31 protein-coding genes are annotated in these 25,842 nt (G+C 69.0%); 20 read left to right on the top strand and 11 right to left on the bottom strand.

Going from position 1 to position 25,842, the window contains the following annotated elements:
* Position 1: 1 nt before the first annotated feature.
* The 10 genes from map to BJP65_RS06180 all read left to right on the top strand — a co-directional run bounded on the left by map (position 2) and on the right by BJP65_RS06180 (position 6,574).
* On the top strand, positions 2–841 hold the full coding sequence (map, locus tag BJP65_RS06225) for a type I methionyl aminopeptidase (RefSeq protein ID WP_083285737.1): 840 nt from the start codon (positions 2–4) through the stop codon (positions 839–841).
* Positions 841–1,545 carry a thioredoxin domain-containing protein gene (locus BJP65_RS06220; RefSeq protein WP_156784831.1) on the top strand — a complete coding sequence of 235 codons (705 nt, stop codon included), beginning with the start codon at positions 841–843 and terminating at the stop codon, positions 1,543–1,545. The genes map and BJP65_RS06220 overlap by 1 nt, the downstream gene beginning before the upstream one ends.
* Before the next feature lie 140 nt (positions 1,546–1,685).
* The gene (gene infA, locus BJP65_RS06215; protein WP_013583992.1) at positions 1,686–1,907 is read left to right on the top strand and encodes a translation initiation factor IF-1; all 222 of its coding nucleotides are present in this window, start codon (positions 1,686–1,688) and stop codon (positions 1,905–1,907) included.
* Between the two features lie 59 nt (positions 1,908–1,966).
* Positions 1,967–2,083 (top strand): 50S ribosomal protein L36, encoded by a 117-nt coding sequence (gene rpmJ, locus BJP65_RS06210; protein WP_005050492.1) that lies wholly within the window; start codon positions 1,967–1,969, stop codon positions 2,081–2,083.
* Between the two features lie 145 nt (positions 2,084–2,228).
* Positions 2,229–2,603 (top strand): 30S ribosomal protein S13, encoded by a 375-nt coding sequence (gene rpsM, locus BJP65_RS06205; protein ID WP_055833737.1) that lies wholly within the window; start codon positions 2,229–2,231, stop codon positions 2,601–2,603.
* A gap of 34 nt (positions 2,604–2,637) precedes the next feature.
* Positions 2,638–3,036: a 30S ribosomal protein S11 gene (gene rpsK / locus BJP65_RS06200; protein ID WP_013583990.1), complete on the top strand. Its 399-nt coding sequence runs from the start codon at positions 2,638–2,640 to the stop codon at positions 3,034–3,036.
* A gap of 188 nt (positions 3,037–3,224) precedes the next feature.
* Positions 3,225–4,214 (top strand): DNA-directed RNA polymerase subunit alpha, encoded by a 990-nt coding sequence (locus BJP65_RS06195; RefSeq protein WP_055833740.1) that lies wholly within the window; start codon positions 3,225–3,227, stop codon positions 4,212–4,214.
* A gap of 42 nt (positions 4,215–4,256) precedes the next feature.
* Positions 4,257–4,814, top strand: a complete 558-nt coding sequence (rplQ, locus tag BJP65_RS06190) for a 50S ribosomal protein L17 (RefSeq protein WP_055833743.1) — start codon at positions 4,257–4,259, stop codon at positions 4,812–4,814.
* A gap of 119 nt (positions 4,815–4,933) precedes the next feature.
* Positions 4,934–5,779 carry a tRNA pseudouridine(38-40) synthase TruA gene (gene truA / locus BJP65_RS06185; RefSeq protein ID WP_070408569.1) on the top strand — a complete coding sequence of 282 codons (846 nt, stop codon included), beginning with the start codon at positions 4,934–4,936 and terminating at the stop codon, positions 5,777–5,779.
* An 81-nt stretch (positions 5,780–5,860) separates the two neighbouring features.
* The gene (locus BJP65_RS06180) at positions 5,861–6,574 is read left to right on the top strand and encodes an endonuclease/exonuclease/phosphatase family protein (RefSeq protein ID WP_070409873.1); all 714 of its coding nucleotides are present in this window, start codon (positions 5,861–5,863) and stop codon (positions 6,572–6,574) included.
* A 45-nt stretch (positions 6,575–6,619) separates the two neighbouring features.
* Here the strand turns inward: BJP65_RS06180 and BJP65_RS06175 are convergent, their stop codons facing one another.
* On the bottom strand, positions 6,620–7,174 hold the full coding sequence (locus BJP65_RS06175; RefSeq protein WP_070409872.1) for a hypothetical protein: 555 nt from the start codon (positions 7,172–7,174) through the stop codon (positions 6,620–6,622).
* Positions 7,175–7,363: 189 nt separating this feature from the next.
* A complete protein-coding gene (locus BJP65_RS06170) occupies positions 7,364–9,130 on the bottom strand; it encodes a DUF4012 domain-containing protein (protein ID WP_070408568.1) in 1,767 nt (588 codons plus the stop codon).
* An 88-nt stretch (positions 9,131–9,218) separates the two neighbouring features.
* Here BJP65_RS06170 and BJP65_RS06165 point away from each other — a divergent pair, with 88 nt between their 5' ends.
* Positions 9,219–9,857 carry a hypothetical protein gene (locus BJP65_RS06165; protein WP_055833754.1) on the top strand — a complete coding sequence of 213 codons (639 nt, stop codon included), beginning with the start codon at positions 9,219–9,221 and terminating at the stop codon, positions 9,855–9,857.
* On the opposite strand, the gene BJP65_RS06160 is transcribed toward BJP65_RS06165, so the two are convergent.
* Together BJP65_RS06160 and BJP65_RS06155 are read right to left on the bottom strand one after the other, a co-directional pair.
* Positions 9,858–10,976 carry a diguanylate cyclase gene (locus BJP65_RS06160; RefSeq protein ID WP_055833757.1) on the bottom strand — a complete coding sequence of 373 codons (1,119 nt, stop codon included), beginning with the start codon at positions 10,974–10,976 and terminating at the stop codon, positions 9,858–9,860.
* Positions 10,973–12,640: a cell wall metabolism sensor histidine kinase WalK gene (locus tag BJP65_RS06155; protein WP_244630658.1), complete on the bottom strand. Its 1,668-nt coding sequence runs from the start codon at positions 12,638–12,640 to the stop codon at positions 10,973–10,975. Before BJP65_RS06155 ends, BJP65_RS06160 begins: the two co-directional genes overlap by 4 nt.
* A 177-nt stretch (positions 12,641–12,817) precedes the next feature.
* On the opposite strand from BJP65_RS06155, the gene BJP65_RS06150 reads away from it, so the two are divergent.
* On the top strand, positions 12,818–13,618 hold the full coding sequence (locus tag BJP65_RS06150; RefSeq protein WP_070408566.1) for a fructose 1,6-bisphosphatase: 801 nt from the start codon (positions 12,818–12,820) through the stop codon (positions 13,616–13,618).
* A gap of 45 nt (positions 13,619–13,663) precedes the next feature.
* Here BJP65_RS06150 and BJP65_RS06145 read toward each other — a convergent pair whose 3' ends face one another.
* On the bottom strand, positions 13,664–14,722 hold the full coding sequence (locus tag BJP65_RS06145; RefSeq protein WP_070408565.1) for a hypothetical protein: 1,059 nt from the start codon (positions 14,720–14,722) through the stop codon (positions 13,664–13,666).
* A 145-nt stretch (positions 14,723–14,867) separates the two neighbouring features.
* Here BJP65_RS06145 and BJP65_RS06140 point away from each other — a divergent pair, with 145 nt between their 5' ends.
* On the top strand, positions 14,868–16,346 hold the full coding sequence (locus BJP65_RS06140) for a glycosyltransferase (protein ID WP_055833768.1): 1,479 nt from the start codon (positions 14,868–14,870) through the stop codon (positions 16,344–16,346).
* A gap of 98 nt (positions 16,347–16,444) precedes the next feature.
* Here BJP65_RS06140 and BJP65_RS06135 read toward each other — a convergent pair whose 3' ends face one another.
* Together BJP65_RS06135 and BJP65_RS06130 are read right to left on the bottom strand one after the other, a co-directional pair.
* Complete coding sequence (locus BJP65_RS06135) at positions 16,445–17,389, bottom strand: response regulator transcription factor (protein WP_181015995.1); 945 nt, start codon at positions 17,387–17,389, stop codon at positions 16,445–16,447.
* A 133-nt stretch (positions 17,390–17,522) separates the two neighbouring features.
* On the bottom strand, positions 17,523–18,548 hold the full coding sequence (locus tag BJP65_RS06130; RefSeq protein WP_156784830.1) for a glycoside hydrolase family 6 protein: 1,026 nt from the start codon (positions 18,546–18,548) through the stop codon (positions 17,523–17,525).
* Positions 18,549–18,622: 74 nt separating this feature from the next.
* On the opposite strand from BJP65_RS06130, the gene BJP65_RS06125 reads away from it, so the two are divergent.
* Positions 18,623–18,940, top strand: coding sequence for a hypothetical protein (locus BJP65_RS06125; protein WP_055833774.1), 318 nt, complete (start codon positions 18,623–18,625; stop codon positions 18,938–18,940).
* 7 nt (positions 18,941–18,947) lie between these two features.
* Here BJP65_RS06125 and BJP65_RS06120 read toward each other — a convergent pair whose 3' ends face one another.
* Both BJP65_RS06120 and BJP65_RS06115 read right to left on the bottom strand, forming a co-directional pair.
* A complete protein-coding gene (locus BJP65_RS06120; protein WP_055833777.1) occupies positions 18,948–19,400 on the bottom strand; it encodes a MarR family winged helix-turn-helix transcriptional regulator in 453 nt (150 codons plus the stop codon).
* A 316-nt stretch (positions 19,401–19,716) separates the two neighbouring features.
* Positions 19,717–20,010: a hypothetical protein gene (locus BJP65_RS06115; protein ID WP_156784829.1), complete on the bottom strand. Its 294-nt coding sequence runs from the start codon at positions 20,008–20,010 to the stop codon at positions 19,717–19,719.
* Positions 20,011–20,176: 166 nt separating this feature from the next.
* On the opposite strand from BJP65_RS06115, the gene BJP65_RS06110 reads away from it, so the two are divergent.
* The 6 genes from BJP65_RS06110 (at position 20,177) to BJP65_RS16255 (ending at position 23,620) form a co-directional block, all read left to right on the top strand.
* Positions 20,177–20,554 (top strand): hypothetical protein, encoded by a 378-nt coding sequence (locus BJP65_RS06110; RefSeq protein ID WP_070408563.1) that lies wholly within the window; start codon positions 20,177–20,179, stop codon positions 20,552–20,554.
* 7 nt (positions 20,555–20,561) lie between these two features.
* Complete coding sequence (locus tag BJP65_RS06105) at positions 20,562–21,080, top strand: 2'-5' RNA ligase family protein (RefSeq protein WP_070408562.1); 519 nt, start codon at positions 20,562–20,564, stop codon at positions 21,078–21,080.
* Between the two features lie 17 nt (positions 21,081–21,097).
* Positions 21,098–21,475 (top strand): PPOX class F420-dependent oxidoreductase, encoded by a 378-nt coding sequence (locus BJP65_RS06100; protein WP_083285734.1) that lies wholly within the window; start codon positions 21,098–21,100, stop codon positions 21,473–21,475.
* A gap of 275 nt (positions 21,476–21,750) precedes the next feature.
* Positions 21,751–22,242 carry an FBP domain-containing protein gene (locus BJP65_RS06095; RefSeq protein ID WP_070408560.1) on the top strand — a complete coding sequence of 164 codons (492 nt, stop codon included), beginning with the start codon at positions 21,751–21,753 and terminating at the stop codon, positions 22,240–22,242.
* A gap of 248 nt (positions 22,243–22,490) precedes the next feature.
* Positions 22,491–22,712, top strand: coding sequence for a hypothetical protein (locus BJP65_RS16260; RefSeq protein WP_082509264.1), 222 nt, complete (start codon positions 22,491–22,493; stop codon positions 22,710–22,712).
* 5 nt (positions 22,713–22,717) lie between these two features.
* Positions 22,718–23,620 (top strand): helix-turn-helix domain-containing protein, encoded by a 903-nt coding sequence (locus tag BJP65_RS16255; protein WP_181015994.1) that lies wholly within the window; start codon positions 22,718–22,720, stop codon positions 23,618–23,620.
* Between the two features lie 46 nt (positions 23,621–23,666).
* Here the strand turns inward: BJP65_RS16255 and BJP65_RS06085 are convergent, their stop codons facing one another.
* Together BJP65_RS06085 and BJP65_RS06080 are read right to left on the bottom strand one after the other, a co-directional pair.
* Positions 23,667–24,632, bottom strand: coding sequence for an LLM class F420-dependent oxidoreductase (locus tag BJP65_RS06085; RefSeq protein WP_055833795.1), 966 nt, complete (start codon positions 24,630–24,632; stop codon positions 23,667–23,669).
* Positions 24,633–24,740: 108 nt separating this feature from the next.
* Positions 24,741–25,763: a TerC family protein gene (locus tag BJP65_RS06080; protein WP_055833798.1), complete on the bottom strand. Its 1,023-nt coding sequence runs from the start codon at positions 25,761–25,763 to the stop codon at positions 24,741–24,743.
* Positions 25,764–25,842 lie beyond the last annotated feature (79 nt).

The following is a 25,842-nucleotide window of genomic DNA, read 5'->3' as shown; positions in this document are numbered from 1 at the left end:
CGTGGCGCTGCGTTCCTCCATCTACAAGAAGCCCGCCCAGCTGCGGTCGATGATCGAGCCGGGTCTCATCACGGCTGATGCTCTGGATGCCGTGCGCGCACGGGTCGCGCCCGGGGTGACGACCCTCGAGCTCGACGCCGAGGCATCGCGCGTGATCACGTCGCGCGGAGCGGAATCGAACTTCCAGATGGTGCGCGGCTACCGTCACACGATCTGCGCCTCGGTGAACCAGGAGGTCGTGCACGGCATCCCGAACGACCGGCCGCTGCAGGCGGGCGACATCCTCTCGATCGATGCCGGAGCGCAGTTCCGCGGGTGGAACGGCGACTCGGCGTTCACCGTGATCGTGCCCGGGGATGCCCCCGCAGAGGTCGTCGCACCGCGTCGCCGGCTGTCCGAGGTGACCGAGGGGTCGCTGTGGGCCGGAATCGCGGCGCTCAGTCGGGCCACCCACCTCGGCGAGGTGGGTGCGGCGATCGAGCAGTACATCGACGACAACGCGCCCGACGGCGGGTACGGCATTCTGCGGGACTACGTCGGGCACGGCATCGGACGCAAGATGCACGAGTCGCCGAGCATCTTCAACTACGCGGTCGCGGATCGCGGGCCCGAGGTCCGCCCCGGTCTCGCGGTGGCGATCGAGCCCATGGTCGTCATCGGCGACCAGCAGACCTTCACCGAAGACGACGGGTGGACCGTCTCGACCGTCGACGGCACGGCCGGCTCCCACTGGGAACATAGTGTCGCCGTGCATGATGGGGGCATCTGGGTTCTCACCGCACATGACGGCGGTGCCGAAAAACTGGCGCCGTTCGGTGTGGTGCCGAAGGAGATCGATTGATGATGATGGCGGCTGTACGCAAGTCCACGAACTGGTTCGCGATCGGCGTCACCGCCGCCGCGCTCGTGGTCGTGCTCATCGTGGGCGGGGTGGTGTGGTTCGCCAACAGCCAGGCGACCTCGGCCGGCACGCTGCCGCAGGCGTCGGCGGTGAACACCGACACGGGCGCCATCGCCGTCGGCTCGGGCCCCAAGACGGTCGACACCTACGTCGACTTCATGTGCCCCATCTGCAACCAGTTCGAGCAGAGCTACGGGCCCACGCTCGACCAGCTCGTGGAGAGCGGTGAGATCACGCTGAACATCCACCCGATCTCGATCCTCGACCGGCAGTCGCAGGGAACGCAGTACTCGACTCGGGCGGCGTCGGCCGCGTACTGCGTGGCCGTCGACGACGCCGCGAACGTGCCGGCCTTCGTGAAGGCCCTGTACGCGCAGCAGCCCTCGGAGGGGACGGCCGGTCTCGACGACGCCACCCTCACCTCGATCGCGACGACGGCCGGAGCATCTGATGCCGTTGCCTCCTGCATCTCGGATGGCACCTACACGAGGTTCGTCACCGCGATGACACGCGAGACGCCCCTTCAGCAGGGCGCGGCCGGAATCTCGACCCCGACCATCGCGGTCGACGGCACGGTCCTGACCAACCAGACCGATCTGTCGGGCGATCCGCAGAAGGACATCGTCGAGCGCCTCAACGGGTGAGCGCGGCCCCGGCGAGTTGCCGGGTCACGTGATACCACGTATGCTTGATCTTTGGTGCGTTGCGCCTTCATTGGCGTGTCGAAGCACCGAATCCCCATCCACCGCAGACCAGCCGGTCTGTCCAGAGCGTGAGCGAGTATATGGCGAAGAAAGACGGTGTCATCGAGATCGAGGGCACGGTGTCCGAAGCACTGCCCAACGCGATGTTCCGTGTCGAGTTGACGAACGGGCACAAAGTGCTCGCGACCATCTCGGGCAAGATGCGACAGAACTACATCCGTATCATCCCCGAGGACCGCGTCGTCGTCGAGCTGAGCCCGTACGACCTCACTCGTGGTCGTATCGTCTACCGCTACCGCTGAGCCCGGCTGAGAAGTAACGATCCGCATCCGCGGATCGAAGACAGCGAAACAGGAACATCATGAAGGTCAATCCCTCCGTCAAGCCCATCTGCGATCACTGCAAGGTGATCCGTCGTCACGGGCGCGTGATGGTGATCTGCAAGAGCAACCCGCGTCACAAGCAGCGCCAGGGCTGAGTTCGCTCAGAGCTCGACACTTTTCAACTGAATACACATCGGCAGGATCAGATCTCGCCCGCGTCAGCGGGTGGGGGACACCTCGGGTCGGAGGCCCGAGCACCGATCCTGCTTCACACCTCCACGACACTCTGAGGAGAGCCGCATGGCACGTCTCGCCGGCGTCGACATCCCGCGCGACAAGCGCGTGGTGATCGCACTTACTTACATCTACGGCGTGGGTCGCACCCGCTCCGTCGAGATTCTCACGGCAACGGATATCAGCCACGACATCCGCGTGAAGGACCTTACCGACGACCAATTGGTCGCGCTTCGCGACTACATCGAAGGCACCTACAAGGTGGAGGGTGACCTCCGTCGCGAGGTCGCCGCCGACATCCGCCGCAAGGTCGAGATCGGTTCCTACGAGGGCATCCGCCACCGCCGCGGCCTCCCGGTGCGCGGTCAGCGTACGAAGACGAACGCTCGTACCCGCAAGGGACCCAAGCGCACCGTCGCCGGCAAGAAGAAGGCGCGCTAGGCCTCCGCCGGCGCAGGATTCAGGAGAACCGCACATGGCACAGGCCAAGTCTGCAGCGCGCAAGCCGCGCCGCAAGGAGAAGAAGAACATCGCCGTGGGTCAGGCCCACATCAAGTCGACGTTCAACAACACCATCGTTTCGATCACCGACCCCTCGGGTGCCGTCATCAGCTGGGCTTCGTCCGGCGGTGTCGGGTTCAAGGGCTCGCGCAAGTCGACGCCGTACGCCGCCGGCATGGCCGCGGAGTCGGCCGCTCGCCAGGCGCAGGAGCACGGCGTCAAGAAGGTCGACGTCTTCGTGAAGGGACCGGGTTCGGGTCGTGAGACCGCGATCCGTTCGCTCACGGCCGCCGGCCTCGAGGTCGGCTCGATCCAGGACGTGACGCCCCAGGCTCACAACGGCTGCCGTCCGCCCAAGCGCCGCCGCGTCTGACGCGTCCGTTCCCGGGGAGTGCTCGTCGCTCCCCGGGAACGCCGCGCTTACGCGCGACTCAGACTTCCGGATGCCACGGCTCACCCTCGGCGCATCGCTCAGGTGACTCGGCATCCCGCGAGTACAACTCAACACCTCACCCCATTACACGTGTCATATAGCGGGCACGTGATCGAAAGGAACACATAGTGCTCATCGCACAGCGTCCCACTCTGACCGAGGAGAAGATCGGGGAGTTCCGCAGCCGTTTCATCATCGAGCCGCTGGAGCCCGGTTTCGGTTACACGATCGGCAACGCGCTGCGTCGCAGCCTTCTGTCGTCGATCCCCGGCGCGGCCGTCACGAGCATCCGCATCGACGGCGTTCTGCACGAGTTCAGCACCATCCCGGGCGTGAAGGAAGACGTCACCGAGATCATCCTGAACATCAAGCAGCTCGTCGTTTCGAGCGAGCGCGACGAGCCCATCACGGCGTACCTGCGCAAGACGGGTTCGGGCGAGGTCACCGCCGCCGACATCTCCGCCCCGGCGGGTGTCGAGGTGCACAACCCCGAGCTGGTCATCGCCACGTTGAACGACACGGCCAAGTTCGAGCTCGAGCTCACCATCGAGCGCGGCCGCGGCTACGTCTCGGCCACGCAGAACCGCAACGAGTACGCCGAGGCCGGTCAGATCCCGATCGACTCGATCTACTCGCCGGTGCTCAAGGTCAGCTACCGCGTCGACGCCACGCGCGCCGGAGAGCGTACCGACTTCGACAAGCTCGTCCTCGACGTCGAGTCGAAGGCGTCCATCGCGCCGCGCGACGCCGTGGCGTCTGCCGGTCGCACCCTCACCGAGCTGTTCGGTCTCGCCCGCGAGCTGAACGTCGAGGCCGAGGGTATCGAGATCGGACCCGCCCCCGTCGAGACCGTTCTCTCGAACGAGCTGTCGATGCCGATCGAGGACCTCGATCTGTCGGTGCGCTCGTACAACTGCCTCAAGCGTGAGGGCATCAACACCGTTTCGGAGCTGGTCGCCCTTTCGGAGACGCAGCTGATGAACATCCGCAACTTCGGTCAGAAGTCGGTCGACGAGGTGCGCGACAAGCTCACCTCGCTCGGACTGTCGCTCAAGGACTCGGTGCCCGGTTTCGACGGCGCCCAGTTCTACAGCGGCTACGACGAAGAAACCGTCTGACCCTGTCGGACCCGACCGAACCTTCTACTGGAGTAATACGACATGCCTAAGCCCACGAAGGGTCCCCGCCTCGGAGGCGGCCCGGCCCACGAGCGTCTGCTTCTCGCGAACCTCGCCGCAGCGCTGTACACGCACAAGTCGATCAAGACGACCGAGACCAAGGCCAAGCGTCTTCGTCCGCTCGCCGAGCGACTGATCACCTTCGCCAAGCGCGGCGACCTGCACGCTCGTCGTCGCGTGCTGTCCGTGATCGGTGACAAGGGTGTCGTGCACACCCTCTTCACCGAGATCGCGCCGCTGGTCGCCGACCGTGAGGGTGGCTACACCCGCATCACGAAGGTCGGAAACCGCAAGGGCGACAACGCCCCCATGGCAGTGATCGAGCTCGTCCTGGAGCCCGTCGCGAAGAAGGCGTCGAACAAGGCCGCCGCGGCTCCCGCCGCCGCAGCCCCGGTCGCCGAGGAGCCCGTCGCCGACGAGGCCCCCGCCGAAGAATCCACCACCGACGAGGCCGCCGACGCCGGCGCCGAGTCGCACGAAGAGGGTGCAGCGGCCGAGGCCGCAGCCGAGGACGCCGTCCAGGACGACGCCAAGGCCTGAGTTCTCCCTCTCGGTACGATGCCCCCACCCTTCCGGGTGGGGGCATCGTCGTTTCACCGGCGTCCTTCGGCAGGGTGCGCGGGGGAGGGGTGGGAGATCACCCCGCGTAGGCTGATCGGGTGCGCATTCGTCTCGACATCGCCTATGACGGAACGAATTTCCGCGGATGGGCGCGTCAGCCGGGTCTGCGGACGGTGCAGGGAGAGATCGAAGAGGCGCTCGAGCGCATCCTCGGCGGAGACCCGCGCCTCGTCGTCGCCGGCCGCACCGACGCGGGCGTGCACGCCTCGGGGCAGGTCGCGCACATCGACCTCGACGCGGGGCAGATCGCGCGCCTTCCGCGCCGGCGGCGTGACAACGACGAAGCGGATGCCGTGACGGCCCTGGCGGGCCGTCTGCGCGGCGTTCTGGGCTCGTATGCCGACGTGACGGTGCGCTCGACGACCGTGGCGCCCGAGGGCTTCGACGCGCGATTCTCGGCGGTCTGGAGGCGCTACTCGTACCGCCTCGCCGACGCCACGACGGGCTACGACCCCCTCGATCGCCTGCGCACGACCGCGGTGCGCAGCACCCTCGACCTCGCGGCGATGGATGCCGCGGCTCAGCGGTTGATCGGCCTGCACGACTTCGCGGCGTACTGCAAAGCGCGAGAAGAGGCGACGACGATCCGCACCTTGCTGGAGTACGACTGGCGCCGTGCCGACGACGGCGTGCTCGTGGCGAACGTGCGCGCCGACGCGTTCTGCCACAGCATGGTGCGCGCGTTGGTCGGCGCGTGCGTGGCGGTGGGCGAGGGGCGTATCGAGGTCGACGATGTCGTCGCCATCCGTGACGCGAGGATGCGCATCCCGGAGACGAAGGTGCTGGCGGCCCGAGGATTGGTGCTGGCCGAGGTCGGATACCCGGCCGACGACCTGCTCGCCACCCGCGCGGAACAGACCCGTCGGCGGCGCGACGACGAGTGACGCGGCATCCTGATCCCCTCGGACGGAACGGGTGCAACCCCACCGCTGGCGCAGATCGCTCGGTCGTATGCTGTGATCGCCATGAAGGTCATCTCGTACAACCTCAACAAGCACCGGGCCGCCGGTGAACTCGTCGCTCTCGTCGAGAAGCACGAGGTCGACGTGCTGTGCCTGCAAGAGTGCGACAGCACAGACATCCCGGAGCACATCGGTGGGCTTCGGCTCGCCGACGCGACGCAGCGCAACAGGCTCGGGCTCGCGCTGTACTACCGCGAGAACGCCTACCGCGCCGAGGACGTCCGGGCGATCAGCCTGAAGAAGTCCCTGCACGACTACGTGCTGAAGCCCGCCGAGGAGCGCATGCTGGGCGTGCGACTGCGCGACATCGACAGCGGTCGCGACATCATCGTGGCCTCGTTCCACGCGGCTCCACTGACGGCGCTGAACTCGTTGCGGCGCCACCAGATCCGCACCGCTCTCACCGAGCTGCAGAACCTCGGACCGGGGCTTCCGGCCCTCATGGTGGGGGACTACAACTACCCGGTCTTCAAAGAGAACCTGGGGCAGAAGGTACGCGACCAGGGGTATGAACTGACCCTCAGCGATACCCGCACGTACACCCGGTACCGCTTCTTCCGCGGGCACTACGACTTCGCGACGTCGATCGGCTTCGACATCGCGCACATCAAGACGCTGCCGCAGGGCCTGAGCGACCACCTGCCGATCCTCATCACCGCCGAGGTGACGAACTCCCGTCCGTCGAGCCTCGAGGCCCACACGGACGAAAAACGCTGAAGGGGGCCGCCCGAAGACGGCCCCCTCCGCGTTCGCGGCGGTGACTCAGGCGGAGGCCGCCTGACGGCGACGGCGTACCGCGGCGCCCACGGCGACGGCGCCACCGGCAGCGACCAGCGCGGCTCCGGCGACCCAGAAGCCCGTGGTGCTGTTCGCGTCGAAGCCCGTGACGGCGAGCCCGCCCTTCGAGGTGTTGTCGGAGGTGGCCGCGGTGACGACGACGCTCGAGTGCAGCACGACCTTGCTCGACAGGCCGGTGAAGGTGAGGTAGTACGTGCCCGTCGCGTTCGAGGGGAGCTTGATCGCGACGTTGAGCTTTCCGAACGCGGCCGTCGTGCTCAGTGAGTTGTTCGTCTGCACCGCGACCGACCCGAGCGTGACGGCGCTCGCGTTGGCTCCCGTGATCGAGATCGCCACCTGCTCGTCGGTCTGGAAGGGGGCCGTCGAGGTGGTGAAGGTCGCGGACCCGCCCGGGACGACCGTCGACGGCGACACCGTGACGGCGGCGGGGTCGGTGTACGCGTTGGCGGCCGTCGGCGCCATCAAGGCGGCCGCGGCGAGTGAGAGGGCGGCGACGGCCCGGATGATCGTGGTCTTCATGATGTGCCCCATCTGCTTGGCGTAGTCGAGCCGGTCTGCTGAGTTCGAAGTGGTGCTCGCTCCCCTGAGATGAGGGAAGGCGACTCCTCGTCAGAGTCTCGGGGAACCGTCGCGCACGAACCCCCGCGCTGCGCCCGGTTTCACGTCTCGCCGTGCCCGACTTCACCCGGGCGACGGATGGATTCCGCCTCACGGGAAACGGCACTCGCCCCCGCGCGGGATCTCCGACGGATCGCGCGTCGGGGTCGCGTGAGCGCCGAGCTCGGCGGTGCGGGGGAGCTGCACCTCGAGATCCAGCTGCGCGCGCTGCCCGGGTGAGAGGGTCACCGACCACTTCACGACCTCCCGCCCGTGCGCGGTCCCCCCGGCGAAACCGGGAGTGACGGCGGTGTCGCCGCCGGTCTGACGATCGAGGAGCCGCGCCCCCTCGGGGAGGTAGACGTAGACCCCCGTCAGGGCGTCGCCGACGGGTACGCCGTACTCGCCGCCTCCGGTGACGTAGGCCGGGAGCGACGCGGGGTCGGGTGCGTCGCTGCGCAGCTCGACGTGCAGCGACGCGCGGTCGGGGCCGCACCAGGCCGTCTCGACCTCGGGGCGCAGGTAGTAGTCCATCTTCGAGCCCGTGCCGTCGTTCAGGTACACCCCGAACATGCTGCGCGTCGCGTCGGTGGCGGGCAGCGCACCCTGCAACGGGGTGCCGTCGAGAATGGCCTGGGTCTCGGCATCCGCGTTCCACACCAGCAGGCGTCGCTCCTCACCCGCTCGCGTCACCGCCGAGATGAGAGCCGTCGGATCGGCGCGCCCTGCGGCGAGCGACTGGAACACCGCCGTCGCGGCGCTCTGGAAGAAGGCGTCTTGCACGTCGGGATCGTCGTAGCGGCGGTAGACCTCGTCGAGCAGCAGCGAGACCGCGTTGTCGGCGGTCAACTCCTCGCCCGAGGGCAATGCGACCGGACCGGTGGCGCGCAGCAGGTACGACAGCGTGACCGGGTCGAGCGTGACCACCCCGTCGACCGAGACACCGTGCAGGCGCCGCCACATCTCGCGCGCCAGGGGCGCGCCGACGGAGAAATCGGGGATCTGCGTCGCGTTCTGCACGAAACGGGCCGGGCGCGTGTCGAAGAGCGCGCGGTCTTCGTCGGTGAGGGGGAGGACGGGACCCGCCTCGGCGACGTCGGTGAAGTCGCTCGACGACGCCTGCGACACGAGCGAGATGCGGCCGCCCGCCGTGTCGACCTGGGCCACGGCGCCCACGACTCCGCCGAGGGAGCGCCACTCGGCGTTGTTCTGGAAGAGCACCAGGTACGAGCGCGGTCCGTCGGCGCCGAACGTGGTCGGCACGATCTCGGTCGCCCGGTGCAGCGCATCGGCGCTGTCGGCGGCGCGGATCAGCAGGGCCGTCGACTGTTCGACGGTGCGGGCGAGATCGCCGAGAAGGGGTGCCCGATCGATTCCGGACAGGTCATCGGCCGCGCGACGCAGCGCCGCCGCCGCGAGGGCCGCGGCGGGTTCGACGGCGGCGATCCGCGCAACGTCGATGGTGCCGTCGACGGGGGTCAGCGCCGCCGGGCTCAGGTCGGACGCCGACGCGGCCAGCGGGGTGAGGGCGTGCGCGGAGACGTCGTCCAGGGCCGCCGCGGAGCGTGAGACGGCGGCGAGCTGAGGGCCGACCCACGGCAGGTGGGTGGCCGCCCGCCAGACCGGATCGCCCGTGAGGGCCGCGGCCGCCGCGGTGTCGTCGCCGATCGTGGCGAGGGACGCCATCGCGGCCGAGGGATCGTCGACCGCGGTGGCGGCGGCGACCGTCGCCTGCGCGGAGCGAAGGTGGTCGGCGGCCAGCCCCGCTCGCACCCCGATCCACGTGGCGCCGCCGAGGCCCGTGACCAGGAGCAGCGCCACGGTCCACGAGAAGACGCGTGCGGCCACGTCGGCCGGACGGCGAGGGGTGTCGATCACGCGAACACCCTAGACGGGGCCGTCGGCGGTGGCGCGACCGGGTCGCCGCGGGCGTCTTACACTGGGCTGAGGATCCGGGGGAGAGTACATGAGGCTCGCAGCGCGCAGAAGCAAGGCGATCATCGGGGTGACCCTGATGGGGGCGACGCTCGTGGCGTTGACCGGGTGCGGAGCCCCTCCGTGGGCCCAGGGCGGCGCGCAGGCGTCGTCGTCGGCGTCTCCCACCGCGGCGAACAGCGCCGCACCGCAACCGGTGCGCAACGATCTCTCGAGCGGCTCCACCAAGAGGACGCTGACCGCGGGAGCAGTCGGCGCAACGGTCGACTACTGGTCCACGCTGTCGATGGACCGCTGGACGCCGACCGCTCTCAAACCCGTCAGCATCTCGATGGTGACAACGGTGACGCCCGACGACGGTCAGAAGGTGTACCTGCAGCGCGCGACCATGACCGCGGTTCCCGGCAACGCCTCGCAGTCGTTCGCCCCCCTGACGGCTCAGAGCGATCAGACGGATGCGCCGGGGTATCTGGTGCTCGCCCCGTACAGCTACTCGCAGACCTTCAACGTCGGCGAGGTCCCCGATGACTCCACGTTTGTCACCCTTCAGTTCACCTTCGAGTTCCTCGTTCAGACCACCCCGAACTCGAGCGAGTTCGCGAAGCAGACCGCGACCGACACCCTGACCGTCGCGATCGCCGGGGGCGGCCAGGCCACACCCGCGAGCTGATCAGCCGCGCACGCGCTCCCAGCGGTCGCCGCCCTGACGCGTGGCCGTGGCGGCGGCATCGTCGGCCGCGGCGATGAGAGCGCGGAGGTCGAAGTCGGCCGCCTCGGCGGGGACCCATCCCACGCTCGCGGAGAGCTGGACGTCGATATGGCCCGAGACGTCCACCTCGGTGATGCGGCGGAGGGTGTCCCTGACGTGCTCCCGCAGGACGGTGTCCGGGCGGGCGAGGACCACCACGACCCGTCCCCGTGTCTCGCGGCCGAGGTCGGCTTCGGCGGGGAAGGAGTCGGCGACGATCCCCTCGAACTCCGTGACGAGCCGGCCCCAGCTGCTCTCGCCCGCGGCGCTGCGCAACTGAGCGGGGTCGTCGAGACGAACGGTGAGAACCGCCCACGACTGCTCACGAGCGCGCCGTGCGCGAGCGAGGCGATCGGATGCCGTGGCGACGAAGTGGGGCCACGACGAGGCGGAACGGGTCCCCGTGGGGGAGACCGAGGTGAAGTACAGCAGGGACACCGTCGCGCAGACGAGGTACACCAGCATGGCGAGACCGTTGAGGACGCGGGGGAGCGTGAGGTCGCCCATCTCGGCGGGGGCGGCGACGCCCGCGACCATCACCGCCGCCCCGAGCGCCACGAACGTCGCCGAGACGATGGCCAGAGGAAGGGCGAGGCGTTCGAGCCGATCGGCCGCCCGGAGCAGCTCGAGGTTCGTCAGGCCCGCGAAGACGGCGGCGCCGAGGAACGCGACACGGAAGGCGAAGCCGTAGGCCGAGAGATCGGGGACCACCACGAATACGGCGGCCGTCGCGACCGCCTGCGCGGCGCCGACCCAGGGCAGGGCCCGCACCCCGCGTCGGGCTCGGAAGCCCGACCAGACCAGCGCGGGGGCGCCGAGCATGAGTCCGAGCCCCGCGCGCCGGATCGCTTCGTCTTCGACGATCGATCCGGCGACCGAGACCCAGGTGCTCGTCATCGCCAGCACGAACGCCAGCGACCAGAGCAACGCCGACCGCGAGGGGCGGTGCAGGAAGCCCAACCCGATGAGCATCACGGTGCCCACCGTGGCGACGGTGGCCTGGGCGAGACCCAGGTTGGAGAGGGCGTCGGCGGGGATCACGAGGACTCGGCGGGGGTGTGCGCGGGCAGCACGACGGTCACCGTGGTGCCGGTGCCGAGCTCGCTCTCGATGAGGAGGGAGCCGCCCTCGTCTTCGATGATGCTGCGGATGATGCCCATGCCGAGCCCGGTTCCCGGAGTCGAGCTCTCGCGCACGGACTGCGCGCGGAAGTACGGGTCGAAGACACGCGCCAGATCGGAGGGATGGATGCCGATACCCGTGTCGGCGAAGCGGAGGATGACGTCGTCGGGGGTGAGTTCGCCCGAGATGAGGATCGAGCCGCCGGCCGGGGTGTACTTGATGGCGTTGCTGAGGATGTTGTCGAACGCCTGACGCAGCCGGAAGGCGTCGCCGACGACGGCGGCTGTCTCGGGGAGGTCGTCGACCACGCTGACGCGCCGGGAGGCTGCCGCCGGGCGGAAGGATTCCAACGACGACGCGATGATGCGGGTGGCGTCGGCGACCGAGGGGGCGTTCTGCTCGCGGAAGACCCCACGCGAGTTCGCGAGGATCTCGGAGATCAGCTTCTGCATGCGCTCGCCGGCGCCGGCGATCACCTCGAGCTGGTCCCGCACCTTGGGGGTGAGGCCCGGGTCGTCCAGTGCGAGGTCGGCGTGACCGATGATGGCGGTGAGCGGGTTGCGCAGCTCGTGCGAGACGGTCGCGGCGAGACGCTCGCGCGCGCGCTCGGACTCGATGAGCGCCGTGATGTCGTGCACGATGAGCAGCGTGCTCTCGGGTTCGTCCGAAGAGATGAGGCGCCGCGTCGACACCGACAGCGCGTGCCACTCGCCGTGGGTGTCGAAGAGCCACGTGCGTTCGTCGTCGAACTGCTCGCCGCGTGCCGCGCGGGTGAACGGGCGCTCCGCCTCGGGCAGCGGGTCGCCGCGAAGAGTGGCGTACTCGACGGCTCCCCCCGGACGCTGGGACTCGTCACGCTCGATGCCGTACAGGTCGACGTAGGTGTCGTTCAGCGCCAGCACCTCGCCGTCGGCCGACAGCCGGGCGATGCCGGTGTCGAGCCCGTTCAGCATCTGCGAGACGCGGCGCTCCTGCCCCGACACGCGCTGCAGGGTGCCCTGCAGGCGGCTGGCCTGCCGTCTGAGCAGTTGCTTGAACGCCCGCGTCTGCCGGGCCGAGAGGAACGACGTGATGGCGATGAACGTGAGCGAGAGCAGCACGACGATGAGTCGCAGAGCGGTGACGGGTCCCGCCGCGTTGACCGCGGCATCCACCACGATGATGAAGCCCACCGTGGCGAGCGCCGAGATCATGTACGCGAGGCTGAAGTGGGTGGCGATCCAGATGATCGGGAAGACCCAGAAGAAGCCGAACCGCAGATCGGTCCCGAAGCTCAACAACCCGATGCCGACGATATCGGCGAAAGGGATCGCGGCGACCGCCGCACGCGGGAGGCGGTGCCAGGGCACGACGATCGCGACGGCCGTCAGGGCGATGATCACACCGACGCCCGACGAGAACGGCCACAGGAGGAACAGGGTCGGTTCGAGGGCCTGCACGAGCAGTACCGTGATGACCACGCTCGCCCCGAGGACGAGCTGCAACAGCCACACGGAGCGTGTGTAACTGCTGGGTCCGGTGCCGTCGTCGTCCTGTGCGCTCACGGGAGGAACCGCCGGCGGCACGCTCCTCATGGATGCCATGAGATCGAGTGTATAGAGAGTGGTGTAGTCTTCTGCGCGCCATCCTGTCTCTGCTCGCCGCACGTGCCCTTCTGGGGCGCGGTGCCCGGTCAGACTCCCCCTGAGGCCTGCATCCCGCAGCGTGATGGTCGATTCTCGACCTCTGCGCGCCTTGCGCCGTTACCTCAGGAGACACCTGTGAGCACGCCCCTCCGTCGTCGCGCCCTGCGCGCGAGCGCCCTCGCCCTCGTTCTGGCTTTCGCCGGGCCGGTCGCGCTGACCGGCTGCGGCCAGATCAGCGACGTCATCGGTGCCTTCCCGGGGCAGGGCGGCAATCAGGCGGCCGTCGTCCCGACCCCTGCGCCGTCGGCGTCCGCTGACAAACCGTTCGACTCGCAGTTCACGTACGACGGCTCGGTGTCGCTCTCGACCGAGGTCGCCGACGGCCTCGAGGTGCGTCTCGACGTGTGGGCGGTCAACCCCAAGCGCACGATGGAGTGGACGCCGACCAACGACAAGCAGTTGGGCTTCGCGGTCAACGTCGTCGACCACCGCGTCGACGAGAAGGCCGTGCTCGCGCAGAAGCGTCGCGTCTACGTCTCATCGCTCTCGGTCACGTCGCAGACCGCGCAGACCAGCGGTCAGGTGTCGAGCCCGTTCCAGTTCAGCGCCGACCCGCGCACGCTCGTCCCCTCGGACACACTCCGTTCCGACCGCGGCCTCTTGCTCAACAGCTTCCAGGGCGGCCTGCTGGTCCCCACCACCTCGATCCGCCAGCTGCCCGGTGACACCTACGGCATCACGCTCGAGTTCGCCCTCAACGTCGCGGTCGAGGGCTCGGCCAACACCGAGACGTCGTTCGGGCAGCAGACGGTGTACCAGTACCTGCCGATCGCGATCTTCGCCGACAGCGAGCAGGGGTCGGCCTCGTCGGGTTCCACCACCGCACCCGGCAGCGGTCGCGCTCCGGGGTGGGGGCAGTCCGGCAGCCAGGGCTGATCCCGCCCGCGCGCCCGCCGCGGGCGGCCGGGTAGGCGCAGCGGCTCAGCGAGGACGGAGGCGGCGGCTCTCGAGCAGGTGGGAGAGCTCACCGACCTCGGTGATCACGACGTGCTGGAAGGCCAGGTCGGGGACGTCGTCGTACCCGATGCCCGGCATGCGGGAGGCGAACGCGCGTCGGACGGCGGCATCCTGCGCGTCGCGGTCCGACGCCACGGGCGCCACGACGACGACGGTGTCGCGCGCGGGGATGCCGGTTGCGGCGCGGGGGATCGCGTCGTTGGCGGCGTCGAGCAGCTGTCGCATCATCGTCTCGGCGCGCTCAGAACTGTGCGCGGTGCGGATGAGGTCGAGCTCGGGCACGCGGATGACGGTGACCTGGGCCGTCGCGGCATCGGCGAGCAACGCCGCCGCCTCGGAGCGCAGTGATCCGCGATCGTGCTCCCGTGTTCCCGGGATCGGAGCGTCGTCGAGGTGGCGACCGATGCGCACGGCCGCGAGCGAGACCAGCGCGATGGCGACGGCGCTGACGGCGGCCGTGGTCTCGGCCGAGACGAGTCCTCGTCCGAGGAGGGGATCGAGGCCGGCGACCGCCACCACGGCCAACCGGGCGATGTTGTAGACGCCGTACAGGCCGAGGGTCCACGTCATCAACCGCGCTCCGGAAAGGTCCGCGAGCGGGCGGCGCGCCATCTCGAAGGCGCCGAGCAGGGCGAGCACCGCGAGGCCGGCGGTCTTGACCAGCGTCGCATCGTCGAGGGGGACGAGGAACGTGAGTCCGAACATCAGGATGCCCCCGGCACCGACGCTGATCGCACCGATCGCCGATCGGGAGTTCAATCGACGTGCCCCGGCCCAGAGCAGACCGACGGCCACGACGTTCGTGGCGTTCCCCGCCGCTGCAGCGGTGGTTCCGCCTCCGGCCGCCTCGAACAGGTTCATCGCTCCGCAGAGCAGCGCCGACACGGCCGACAGGTTGCAGTACCGCACGAGGTCTGCCCGGGCTCCGCCGCGATCGTCGCGGGCGCGACCGTGAGTGAGGACGATCGTGGCGAGAGCGAGACCCGCGGCGAGAATCGCGGCGAGGAGGGCGAGGAAGATCACGGAACTCTCGCCTCCTTCGGGGGGCCGGCGCAATCTTGAGCAAATCTTGCGGGGAAGAACGACGTGTGTCCTGGCCGTCTTGCGGCGAACCTACCAGAGTGGGTCTTGGCCGATCCGCCACCGCTCCCACAGGAAGACCACCGTCATGACCGATGCGCGCAGCTTCTCCTCCCCCTCCCGGGAGTTCTCCCACACCGCGGGCGAGCTGACGACGGGGGCTGTCGAGGAGAACCACGGCTTCGCCGACGACTTCTCCGCCGTGCTCGAGAACACCACGGTGCACCGCTCCACCATCGGGTGCGTCATTCCCGCGTACAACGAGGAAGAGTCGATCGCCGACGTCATCGAGGCACTTCTGTCGCAGACGCGCGTGCCGGACGTCATCCACGTGGTGGTGAACAACACCTCGGACGCGACCGTCAAGATCGCCTCGGAGTACAGCGGCCCGCACGAGATCACCACCGAGCTCGGCGAGCAGTTCACCGAGGTGTTCGTGCACGACATCGGCAAGAACCCCGACAAGAAGGTGGGCGCCCTGAATTACGGGTACTCGCTGGTCGAAGGATACGACTACCTTCTGGGTGTGGACGGCGACACGATCGCCGATTCGAAGGCCGTCGAGTATCTCGAGACCGAGGCCGTCTCCGACTCGCGCATCGGCGGCATCTCCGCCATCTTCACGATCGACGACAAGCCCATCAAGGGCCTCGTGGCGCGATTCCTCACCGCGGGTCAGCGCACGCAGTTCGCCGCGTTCAACCTGCAGAACATGCTGCGCGGTCGAAACATGGCGGTGCTCGGCGGGCAGTTCTCGATCTTCTCGACCAACGCGCTGCGCGAGGCGATGAAGCAGAATCACCAGGTCACGCCGTGGGTGAAGGACTCCGAGGTCGAGGACTCGCTCCTCTCGCTGCAGATCAAGAGCGCCGGGTACCTGACGAAGATCAGCCCCTACGCCCGCGCCGACGTGGGCGGCATGACGACGCTGTCGGGCTACGACGCCCAGCAGGTGAAGTGGACCTACGGCGCCATCGAGCTCATGTGGCCCGGCCAGCGCGGCGACACCAAGGGGCAGCCGTTCCACCCGAACCTCCGTCTGCGGTGGTTCGAGAACTTCGGCATGCTGACCAACCTGTTCGTGCGCGTGGCGTTCCTCACGCTGCTCGCCGGCTCGCTGACCCTCAACGCCTTCGTCTTCTCGCCGCTGTGGCTGATCCCGCCCGTCATCGCGATGCTGCTGAACCTGCGCATCGCACGCACCATCAAGTCGGTGGACCGCTCGGACATCCTCTTCGCCATCCTCTTCTTCCCGGCGGAGATCTTCATGTGGATCCGCATCAGCCACTTCGTGCGCTCCTGGACCCGATTCCTGTCGCGCAAGAAGGTCGACAACTGGGCCATGCAGGCCAAGGCCGAGCGCGGTGGCGGACTCGGCCACTGGACGCCGCTGGTCGTGCTGGTGGCTGTCGCCATCGCCCTCGCCGTCATCTGGATCATGGTCGGACCGATGGTGCAGTCCTCGATCCTCTGGATCGGCTGGCCCATCGTCGGTGTGGTCACCGTGCTCCAGACCGTCATGATGTTCACCAAGCTCGTCCGTCGCCACCACGGCTTCAAGGTCTGACGGACCCACGGTCTGATCGCCCGAATGCATCAGAAAGACGGATGCCTCGGCCCTGGGGAGGGTCGAGGCATCCGTGCTGTCCGCGGGGTTCGCGCGAATCAGGTGGGAGCGAGCAGCTCCGACGTGAGGCGGTATCCGACACCGCGTACGGTCTCGATGTACCGCGGGTTCGCGGGATTGTCACCGAGTTTGCGTCGCAGGTTCGTCATGTGGGCCTCGATCGCCCGCTTGTCGGCCTCGCCGACGAAGTAGCTGGTGACGTAGGACTCCCCGCGGAGCACGAGCGTCAGGTCGGCCTTGCTGCGCACCCGGCGCTTGGACTCCATGAGGGTCGCGAGCAGGTCGAACTCGGTGCGCGTGAGTTCGAGCTCGTCGCCGCCCACCCGCACGAGGCGGCTGTCGGGGTCGAGTTGCAGATCGCGGTGGACCACCCACTGGGCACCGGTGGGGGTGAGGTCGTTCGTGGCCATCGCGCCCGCGGCGGGGCGCGGGACGATCTCGGCGCCCGCGGGTGCGGAGCGGGGGTCGGGGCCCTGCGAGGAGGGCACCACGACGGGAGCGCTCGGGGTCGCTACGGGGGGCGGCGTCTCGGTGCGAGGAGTGGGGAAGGACGGCCCGACATTGTCTTGGCGCGGGGCCGACGACACGGCGGGCCCGCCGCCGCGCGGGCGGCGCAGCAGCGCCTCGATCCGCGCGCGCAGCTCGCGAGGGCGGAACGGTTTCACGACGTACTCGTCGGCTCCGGCTCCCAGGCCCAGCACGACGTCGGCCTCTTCTTCGAGGCCAGTGAGCATGATGATGTAGGTATCGCTCTGCTGCCGGATGCGACGGGCGGCCTCGAACCCGTCGATGCCGGGCATGTTGACATCGAGCGTGGTGATGAGGGGCTGGTAGGCGATCACCGCGCGGACGCCGTCGATGCCGTTGCCGACCGAGACGGTGGAGAAACCCGCCGCTTCGAGGACCTCGACCAACAGGTGTCGGATATCGGGATCGTCCTCGACGATCACCGCGGTCTTCAGCATTTCAGTGCTGTCGCTCATGTCACCCACTCTTCCGGCTTCGCACGCTGGCGTGCCCACGTTCTCCCCCGAGCCGCGGTGTCGCAGAGCGACGAGCGCAATCCTGGCACATATTCGGCCCGTCCCGGCCCGATTGCGCGGGATGCGACGGGCCTCAGCCCCGCTCGCGCGCCAGTTCGGCGGCCGCAGCGGGCCACCAGGTTCCGGCCACCGGGCCGCCGTTGCATTCGCCGTCGCTCTCGCCCGGCGGCTTGATCCAGAGGTTCGTGTCGACGACGTCGTCGCCGTACGATCCCCCCGCGCTGCCCACCAGTCGGCCCGAGGGGTTGCACCACTCCGCGCCCGCGGGTCCCGCGCCGTTGCGCGACGTGTCGATGACGGCGTGAGTGCCGCCGAGCTGTTCGGACAGCGCGTGGGCGTAGGCGAACTCCGCGGCGGTGTCCTGGTAGTTCGAGACGTTCAGGGCCACGCCGCGGACGTCGGAGAGCACGCCCGTCGAGCGAAGGAGATCGGCCATCTCGGTGACGGGATGCCATGCCGAGTGGCCGCCGTCGATGTAGATCCAGGTGTTCGTTCCGCGGATGTTGTCGACGGCTGCGCGCAGGTAGGACGCCCGGTCGGAGAACGAGCCGCAGGAAGAAGACAGTGCGATGCTGTCGGGTTCGAGCACGACGATCTTCTGGATGTCCGACGCGTTGCCCAGCGCGTCGCCGATTCGGGCGGTCCACTCGCGATAGGCGTCGGGATCGAGGCCGCCGGCGGAGTGGTTGCCGCAGTCGCGATCGGGCAGACCGTAGACGGCGATCGACAGCGCGGCATCCTGATCCCGCGCCTCGGCGGCCAGGTGCGCGACGCGGTCCCAGACCTCGTCGATCGGGTCGATCTCGGGGGTGAGCCAGTAGGTCGTCGGTTGGGTCGAGAGCCAGCTGGCGGCGTCGTTCTCGTCGGCGCTGCCGGCGGCGGCGCTCGCCGCCTGCGCGGCCTTGGACTCGTCGGGCGCCACGATGCGCGTGTCGACCGCGGGAGGCCGAGCCGACAGAGTCTGGAAGAGGGTGGTGACGAGACTTCCCACGACAGCGATCACCGCGATGAGCGCAGCGATCACGACGACCGCGCCGATCGCCAGGACGGCCCGGGGAACGCGGCGGCGGGGCCGGTTCGGGCGGTGTGTTCTCACCACGTTCAGGACTCTAGTCGAGCGTTCGGCGGCCGGGGCCGCGTTAGCTAACCTTGGTGCCGATATAGGCTGTATCGGTGGGAAAATTGGTTTACAACACGCTCGGGCACTCGTTCGACATCGAAGACCGGACCCTGTCGCATCTGCGACTGGTGTTCATGAACAAACTGCGTCGCGCGGAGCCGTTCATGTTCCATTACGCCCACGGCGACGGCAGTGGTACGCGGAGTCTGTGGATCCACCCCTCGATCCCGCTGGTCTTCCACTTCTACGGCAGCCGAGCCCCCCAGCTGAATCGGCGCTGGATCGACGACATGATGAACGAGGCCAGTTCACCCAACGGCCTCGCGGTCGGCATCGAACCGGAACCCGACGGAGCCGTGGCGGTCGTGTGATCCGGCGTCAGCCGCACTCGGCGTCGACGACCTCGCGGACGCGGTCGAGGAACGACACGATCTGATCGGCGGTGTCGGCCGGGAGGTCGAGGGCGAACTCGCGGATGCGGGCGGTCACCGGGTCGATGGCATCCGGATCCTGATCCCGGTCGAACGGGACGACGAACTTGCTACGTCGGTCCGCGGGGTTCGCCACGAAGGTGATGAGCCGGCCCGCGTGAAGGCGGTCGAGCATTCCGGTGACGGATGCCGTCGAGATGCCCAGCGCCTGGGCGATCTCGGTCGGGGTCACGTGATGGCCGTCGTCGGTGCGCTCGAGGATGAGTCGCATCGCCGCGCGCGCGTTCTCGCTCGGGCCGCAGTCGGTCTGCCGACGGCGGGAGAGCCGGGCCTCCGCCAAGCGGAGTCGTTCGACGGCGCGGGCTGCGCTCGTGGCGGGTTCGTCCGTCGCGATCGTCATACGCCTCCTGTCGGATCCGGGCGAGGTGACCGACAGTCTAGTTAGGTTAACGAGATTCCAGGCGGTCGATACATCTTGGGCGGGGTCCGATAATTCACCTCTGCGGCCGCATATTGTCGGGTTTTCCTGGCCGATAGTTAGGCGGCCTAGTAAAATATGAGTGCGAAATATCTCCTGAGGGAGACGCTCATGGGCCTTCCATACTCCGGGTCGTCCGTACAGCCCATCTCTTTCCCCGACCCGTCGGGCGGGGTCATTCTCGACCCCGAGCGCACCGACCTCGACGTCGCTCACAGCGCCCGCCTGACGCGTCCGCTCAGCGTTGACCGGCGGCGTGCCGGTGAGCGATGACCGACATCCACTGCATCCCCGGACACGGCGGCGCCGAACGGCCGCGCATGCGCTCCCACGCCTCGACGTAGATGCCCTCGAGAAGGGCGTCGGCAGAGGCGGCGACGCCGGTGAGGGAGAGCAGCACCGCGTATACGCGCGGGGCGGTGGCGTCGTAGAACGCGACGAAGGCGTCGCAGTCGCCACTAGCGGCGCGGACGAGCAGAGCGTCCACGTCGGCGTCCTCACTCGATGTAGATGCGGTCTCGGTCATCGTCATGGTCACCCCCTTCGTCGCGTATCGTCAGTCAACCGCGCAGCGCCTCAAGGACACGGGGCTTGCGCGATCCGGCCGGGTGGCGTAGTCGCCGCGATCCGTCGCGCAGAACGCGCGCGTCGTCGTCAAGCCCACCGGATCCACGTCTCGCGGCTCGTACCGTGGTCGCATGAGATCTGTCGTACGATGGGCGCTCGCCCTGGCAATGCTCTTCGCCGGTGTATCGCATCTGACCTTCGCGCGCCGCGATTTCCAGGCGCAGGTGCCGGATGCCCTGGTCGAACGGGGGCCCCTCGACCGCGACGCCGTGGTCGTGGCATCCGGGGTCGTCGAAGCGGGTTTCGGCCTGGCCCTGCTGGTGCTGCCGAAAGAACGTCGCCGGGTGGGGGCCGCCCTCGCGGCCTTCTTCGTCGCGATCTTCCCGGGCAACATCGATCAGTGGCGCAAGCGCCGTTCGGCGTTCGGTCTGGACACGGACCGCAAGCGCCTCGTTCGCCTGTTCTTCCAGCCGGCTCTCGTCGCGGCGGCCTGGTGGTCGACGCGATGACCGCGCGATGAGCGACGTCACCAGCCTGGAACTGCTCTTCGACGACGACACCGACGCGGCCGTCCGACGCGAGTGGGACCTTCTCGTCGCGGCTGACCTCCCCAGCCAAGCTCGGCACACGGGCGAGAGCAACCGCCCGCATCTGACCATGCTCGTGCGCGGGGCCCTCGACGAGATGGATGCCACGGGACTGGCTTCGTCGCTCCCGCTGCCGCTCACGCTCGGGGCGCCGCTGCTGTTCGGCGTCGGTCGCACCCGCGTCATCGCCCGCTCGGTCGTTCCCACATCGGCCCTGCTCGACCTGCACGCGCGCGTGCACGAGCGCGCGGGTGCCGGCGACGACGCCGACCACACGCGTCCGGGTTCGTGGACGCCGCACGTCACCCTGGCGCGACGCGTGCCGGTGGACCGGATCGGCGAGGCGCTCTCGGCGTTGGCACGAGGAGGCGGGGCGGACCTCGCGGGGCGGGCGACGTCGATCCGTCGCTGGGATGCCGCCACGAGAACGGTCTCGGACATCGCGTGACGTGGCACCCTGGAGGAGTGCTGACCGATGACGCCTTCGCCTTCTTGCGCGAGTACCACCTGGCCACCCTCTCGACCGTCGGCCGTTCGGGTCGGGTGCACTCCGTGCCCGTGGGCTTCACGTACGAAGACGGCGTCGTCCGTGTCATCGGCTCGCGCGGCACCCAGAAGTTCGTGAACGCCACGCGCAGCGGCCGCGCCTCGGTGTGCTCGGTCGCCGGGGCGCAGTGGATCAGCTTCGAAGGGCCGGCGCAGGTCACCGATGATCCGGAGGACGTGGCCCGCGCAGTGGAGCTGTACGCCGCGCGGTACCGGCAGCCCCGTGAGAACCCGGAGCGCGTCGTGCTCGAGATGACGGTCGAGCGCACGCTGGGTTCGGCGGCGTTCCGGGCCTGACGGGCGTACCCTGGAGGTATGTCCTTCGTCACTCCTTCGGTGCCCTCCGGGCGTGAGGGGGTCGTCGGCGCGCGGAGCGCCGGCGGCACAGGCGTCGTGCGCGCCGCTTCCCCCGCCGTCTGACCGACGGGGCCCGCTCGCCGGTGTGCGAGCGACCACCTCGATCCCGTGTCGTCCTCTCGACCGGTCGATCACCTTCGCGCGTGCGCTCCTTCTCGCACGCACGTCTTCTTCGGTCCGCCCGCGCGGGCGGACCCTCTCTTCGGGATACCTCCATGCACGCTCTCTCCGCCTCCACCCTCCGTTCCGCCTTCGTCAACGTCTCCACCCGTGAGCGCAGCGCCCTCACGGTGCCCACCGACATCGACACGTCGCCATGGGACCGCCTCGACTACGTCGGATGGCGCGACGCCAAGTCACCCCTGCTCGGGTTCGTCGTCGCCGAGATCGACGGCACGCCGGTCGGTCTGCAATTGCGCCAGACCGAACAGCGCACCCGCACTCGCGCACAGTGCTCGTGGTGCACCGACGTGACGCTGCCGAACGACGTCGTGCTGTTCTCCGCGCGACGGACGGGCAAAGCGGGCCGGGCGGGCAACACCGTCGGCACCCTGCTCTGCGCGGGATTCGAGTGCTCGCGCAACGTGCGTCGGCTCGATCCGCCCGCGTACCTCGGTCATGACGCCGCGGCGGCGCGCGATCGTCGCGTGGCGTCTCTGCGATCGCACGTCGACGCGTTCTTCCGCGACCTGCGCGACGGGGTCTGACCGCGCGGCGCGGGAACGGACTCGTCGCGGCGAGGCCCTCGGCGGTCCGCTCTGCTGCGATACTCGACGCGGGGATCCCGGCATCCGCTGACCCTCCGATCGCGGGGAAGCCGCAACCTCCGATCGACGACGGGTCGGAGGACGCATCCCGTGCGGGACGCGGCCCCGGATCATGGTCGGCGAGGGGGACGCGCCCCGGCACGCCCGCCGAGCGCGCGGGCAGACCCCGACCGGCGGGTCCCGCGCAGGTGGGGCGCCCGTCGTCCGGTCGTCCCCGTTCTTTCGCGGACCTCCGCACCGGGGTGCTCGAGGGGCGCACGTTCGCGTCGTTGCAGGACTTCGCCGTCGCCGCGGTCCTCGAGGGCGGATACTCGGTGTCGACCATCGCGCGTCTGTTCCGCATCCAGCAGTGGCGTCTGCAAAAGTGGGTCGATGAGGCCGCCGCCGCGCCTCGGGTGAGACGGGGATGACACGGATGACGGACGTGACGGTGGACGATCGACTCGACGGCGTTCTGCGTGGCCTCGCCGACCGGGTGCGGGCCCTGCGAAGGGCGCGGGACTTCTCGGTCGCCGGGTTGGCTTTCGAGGCCGGCATTTCGGAGTCACGCGTCCGCGCGATCGAGTCGGGACGCGCGACGGCGTCGCTGGCGACGCTCGTCGCCCTCGCCGAGACCTTCGAGATCGAGATCGCCGAGCTCTTCGGCGGCGTCGTGCGCACGGCGCCGGGCGACGAGGCGACGCGCAGCGAGTACGTGGTGCCGAGCGAGGTCGTGTGGGGCGGCGACCTTCCCCCGGCGCCCTGGATGAGCGCGCCCGCAGCGAAGGTCAGCCCGTACGTGGTGCCGAGCGAGGTGGTGTGGGGTGGGGAGCTCCCCGCCGCGCCCTGGAGTTCTGCGGTGGCCGCGCCGACCATGCCCGAGCCGCCCCTCGCGCCCGTCCGGCCCGAGTCGACGGTCTATCCTCCGACGGAGCAGACGTGGGGCGGGCCGCTGCCGCCCGCGCCGTGGGTGCGCCACGAAGCGCCGATGCGCCCGCCGGAAGCCGCGTGGTCTGCGATGCACGCACCCGCGCCCATCGAGACGGCGTCCCGCCCGGCCCCGCCGGCGACCGGCGTCGTCGTCTCGCGACCTCAGCCCATCGCCGGCTCGGTCATGACCGGCGTCGAGCGTGCCCCGGCACCGCGTCGGCAGCCCCGTACCTTCACCGAACTGCGCGAAGGAGTGCTGGCGGACCGCGAGTTCCGCTCGCTCCGCGAGTTCGCCGTCGCCGCGGTCGTCGAGGCCCGGCATCCGGTTTCGGTCGTCGCCCGTGTCTTCCGCCTGCCCTCGTGGCGCCTCGAGAGGTGGATCGCCGAGACCGGCGCCTCTCCGCGCTGAGCCCGAGAGCCCGGGGCGTCGTCGCCGACGCGCCCCGGACCACGGCTCACAGGGCGCGGAGCTTGTCGAGCAGGGGAGCGGCGATCTCGTCGACGAAGCGCTGCTGCTGCTCGTCGCCGACCTGCACGATGGCGATGTCGGTGAAACCGGCGTCGATGAACGGCCGCACGCTCTCAGCCAGCTCATCGAGGTCGGGGCCGCAGGCGATCGACTCGGCGACGTCTTCGGGTCGCACGAACTGCGATGCGCCCGCGAAGCCCGCGGGGGTCGGGAGGTCGGCGTTGACGGCCCAGCCTCCGGCGAACCAGCGGAACTGGTCGTGGGCGCGTGCGATGGCGGCATCCTTGTCGGGGTCCCAGCTGATCGGGATCTGACCGATCTTGCGCGACGCGCCCTCGTGGTGCTCGTCCCAGCCCTGGACGATCTCGGCATCGGGCTCGGTGGTGATGAGGTGGTCGCCCAGGGGAGCGAAACGCGCGATCGAGTGCTCGCCCGACACCGCCACACCGATCGGCACGCCGCCGTCGGGCGCATCCCACACGCGCGCGGAGTCGACGCGGAAGTATTCGCCGTCGTAGGTGACGAGGTCGCCCGTGTGCAGGGCGCGGATGATCTCGATGGCCTCGACCAGCATGTCCTGGCGGGCGTGGACCGCCGGCCAACCCTCACCGACGACGTGCTCGTTGAGGTTCTCGCCCGAGCCGAGGCCGAGAGTGAACCGCCCCTCCGACAGCAGCTGAAGGGTTGCCGCCTTCTGTGCGACGACGGCGGGGTGGTAGCGAACCGTCGGGCACGTCACGTACGTCATGAGCTCGACGTCGGTCGTCGCCTGCGCGACGGCACCGAGCACGGTCCACGCGTAGGGCGCGTGACCCTGGCTGGTGAGCCAGGGCGAGTAGTGGTCGCTCGAGACGAGGAAGTCGTAGCCAGCGCGCTCGGCGCCGACGGCGTAGTCGACGAGCGCCCGGGGGCCGCTCTGCTCGGTCATGAGGGTGTAGCCGAATCGCGTCATGACCGCCACGGTAGGACCGCCGAGGGACGCGTCCGCCGGGGTTGCGCACGACGCCCGGATACGGCAACGGGCCCACGGCGGTCGCCGCGGGCCCGTCGTCGTGCGGGGTCAGTCCTCGGGTGCGTGGATGACCTTCTCGCCGTCGAAGGTCTCGCGTTCCTTCTTCTGGTCGTCGTTACGGGTCTTGCGCAGGCTGAGGAACGTCGCCACGGCCACGGTCGCCGCGATGAACAGCAGCGAGAACCAGATCGGGATCTCGGGCACCCACAGCAGCGGCTCGCCGCCGTTGATGAAGGGCAGCTCGTTGACGTGCAGGGCGTGGAAGACGAGCTTCACACCGATGAACGCCAGGATGACGGCCAGTCCCTGCGCGAGGTACACGAGGCGCTCGAGCAGTCCGCCGATGAGGAAGTAGAGCTGACGCAGGCCCATCAACGCGAAGGCGTTGGCGGTGAAGACGATGTACGCCTCGTTGGTCAGACCGTAGATTGCGGGAATCGAGTCGACCGCGAAGACGAGGTCGATGAAGCCGATCGCGATGATGACGAGCAGCATCGGGGTGACGAAGCGCTTGCCGTCCTTCTTCACCGTCAGCTTGTCGTCGTTGTACTCCTCGCTCACGGGGAGGACGCGGCGGACGAACTGCATGAACTTGCCGTTCGCGGGGTCGCTGTCGCCGTGCGAGAACGCCTGGCGGTAGGCGAGGAAGAGCAGCAGGGCGCCGAAGATGTAGAAGATCCACGAGAAGTTCTCGATCAGCGCGGCACCGACGGCGATGAATGCGCCACGCATGATCAGCGCGATCACGATGCCGATCATCAGCACCTTCTGCTGATAAATCTTCGGCACGGCGAACCCGGTCATGATGATCAGGAACACGAAGAGGTTGTCGATCGACAACGCCTTCTCGGTCAGGTAGCCGGCGAAGTACTCGCCGCCGTAGGTCCACCCCGAGACGGCGCCGATACCGACGCCGAAGAGCAGGGCCAAGCCGATGTAGAACGCCGACCATCGAGCGGACTCGGCGATCGTGGGCTCGTGGGGCTTTCGCACGTGCGCGAAGAACTCGAAGACGAAGAACGCGATCGTGATCGCGATGGTGATGATCCAGACCAGGGGTGTGACGCCCAAGACGGCCTCCAGGGAGAATAGGTGTACGCCAGAACACCAAGGTCTCTTCCACCCGGCGAAGCGGGCCGACGTCCCGGGT

Source organism: Microbacterium sp. BH-3-3-3 (genome assembly GCF_001792815.1).
GTDB lineage: Bacteria > Actinomycetota > Actinomycetes > Actinomycetales > Microbacteriaceae > Microbacterium.
This window is presented reverse-complemented; position numbering and strand designations above follow the sequence as displayed.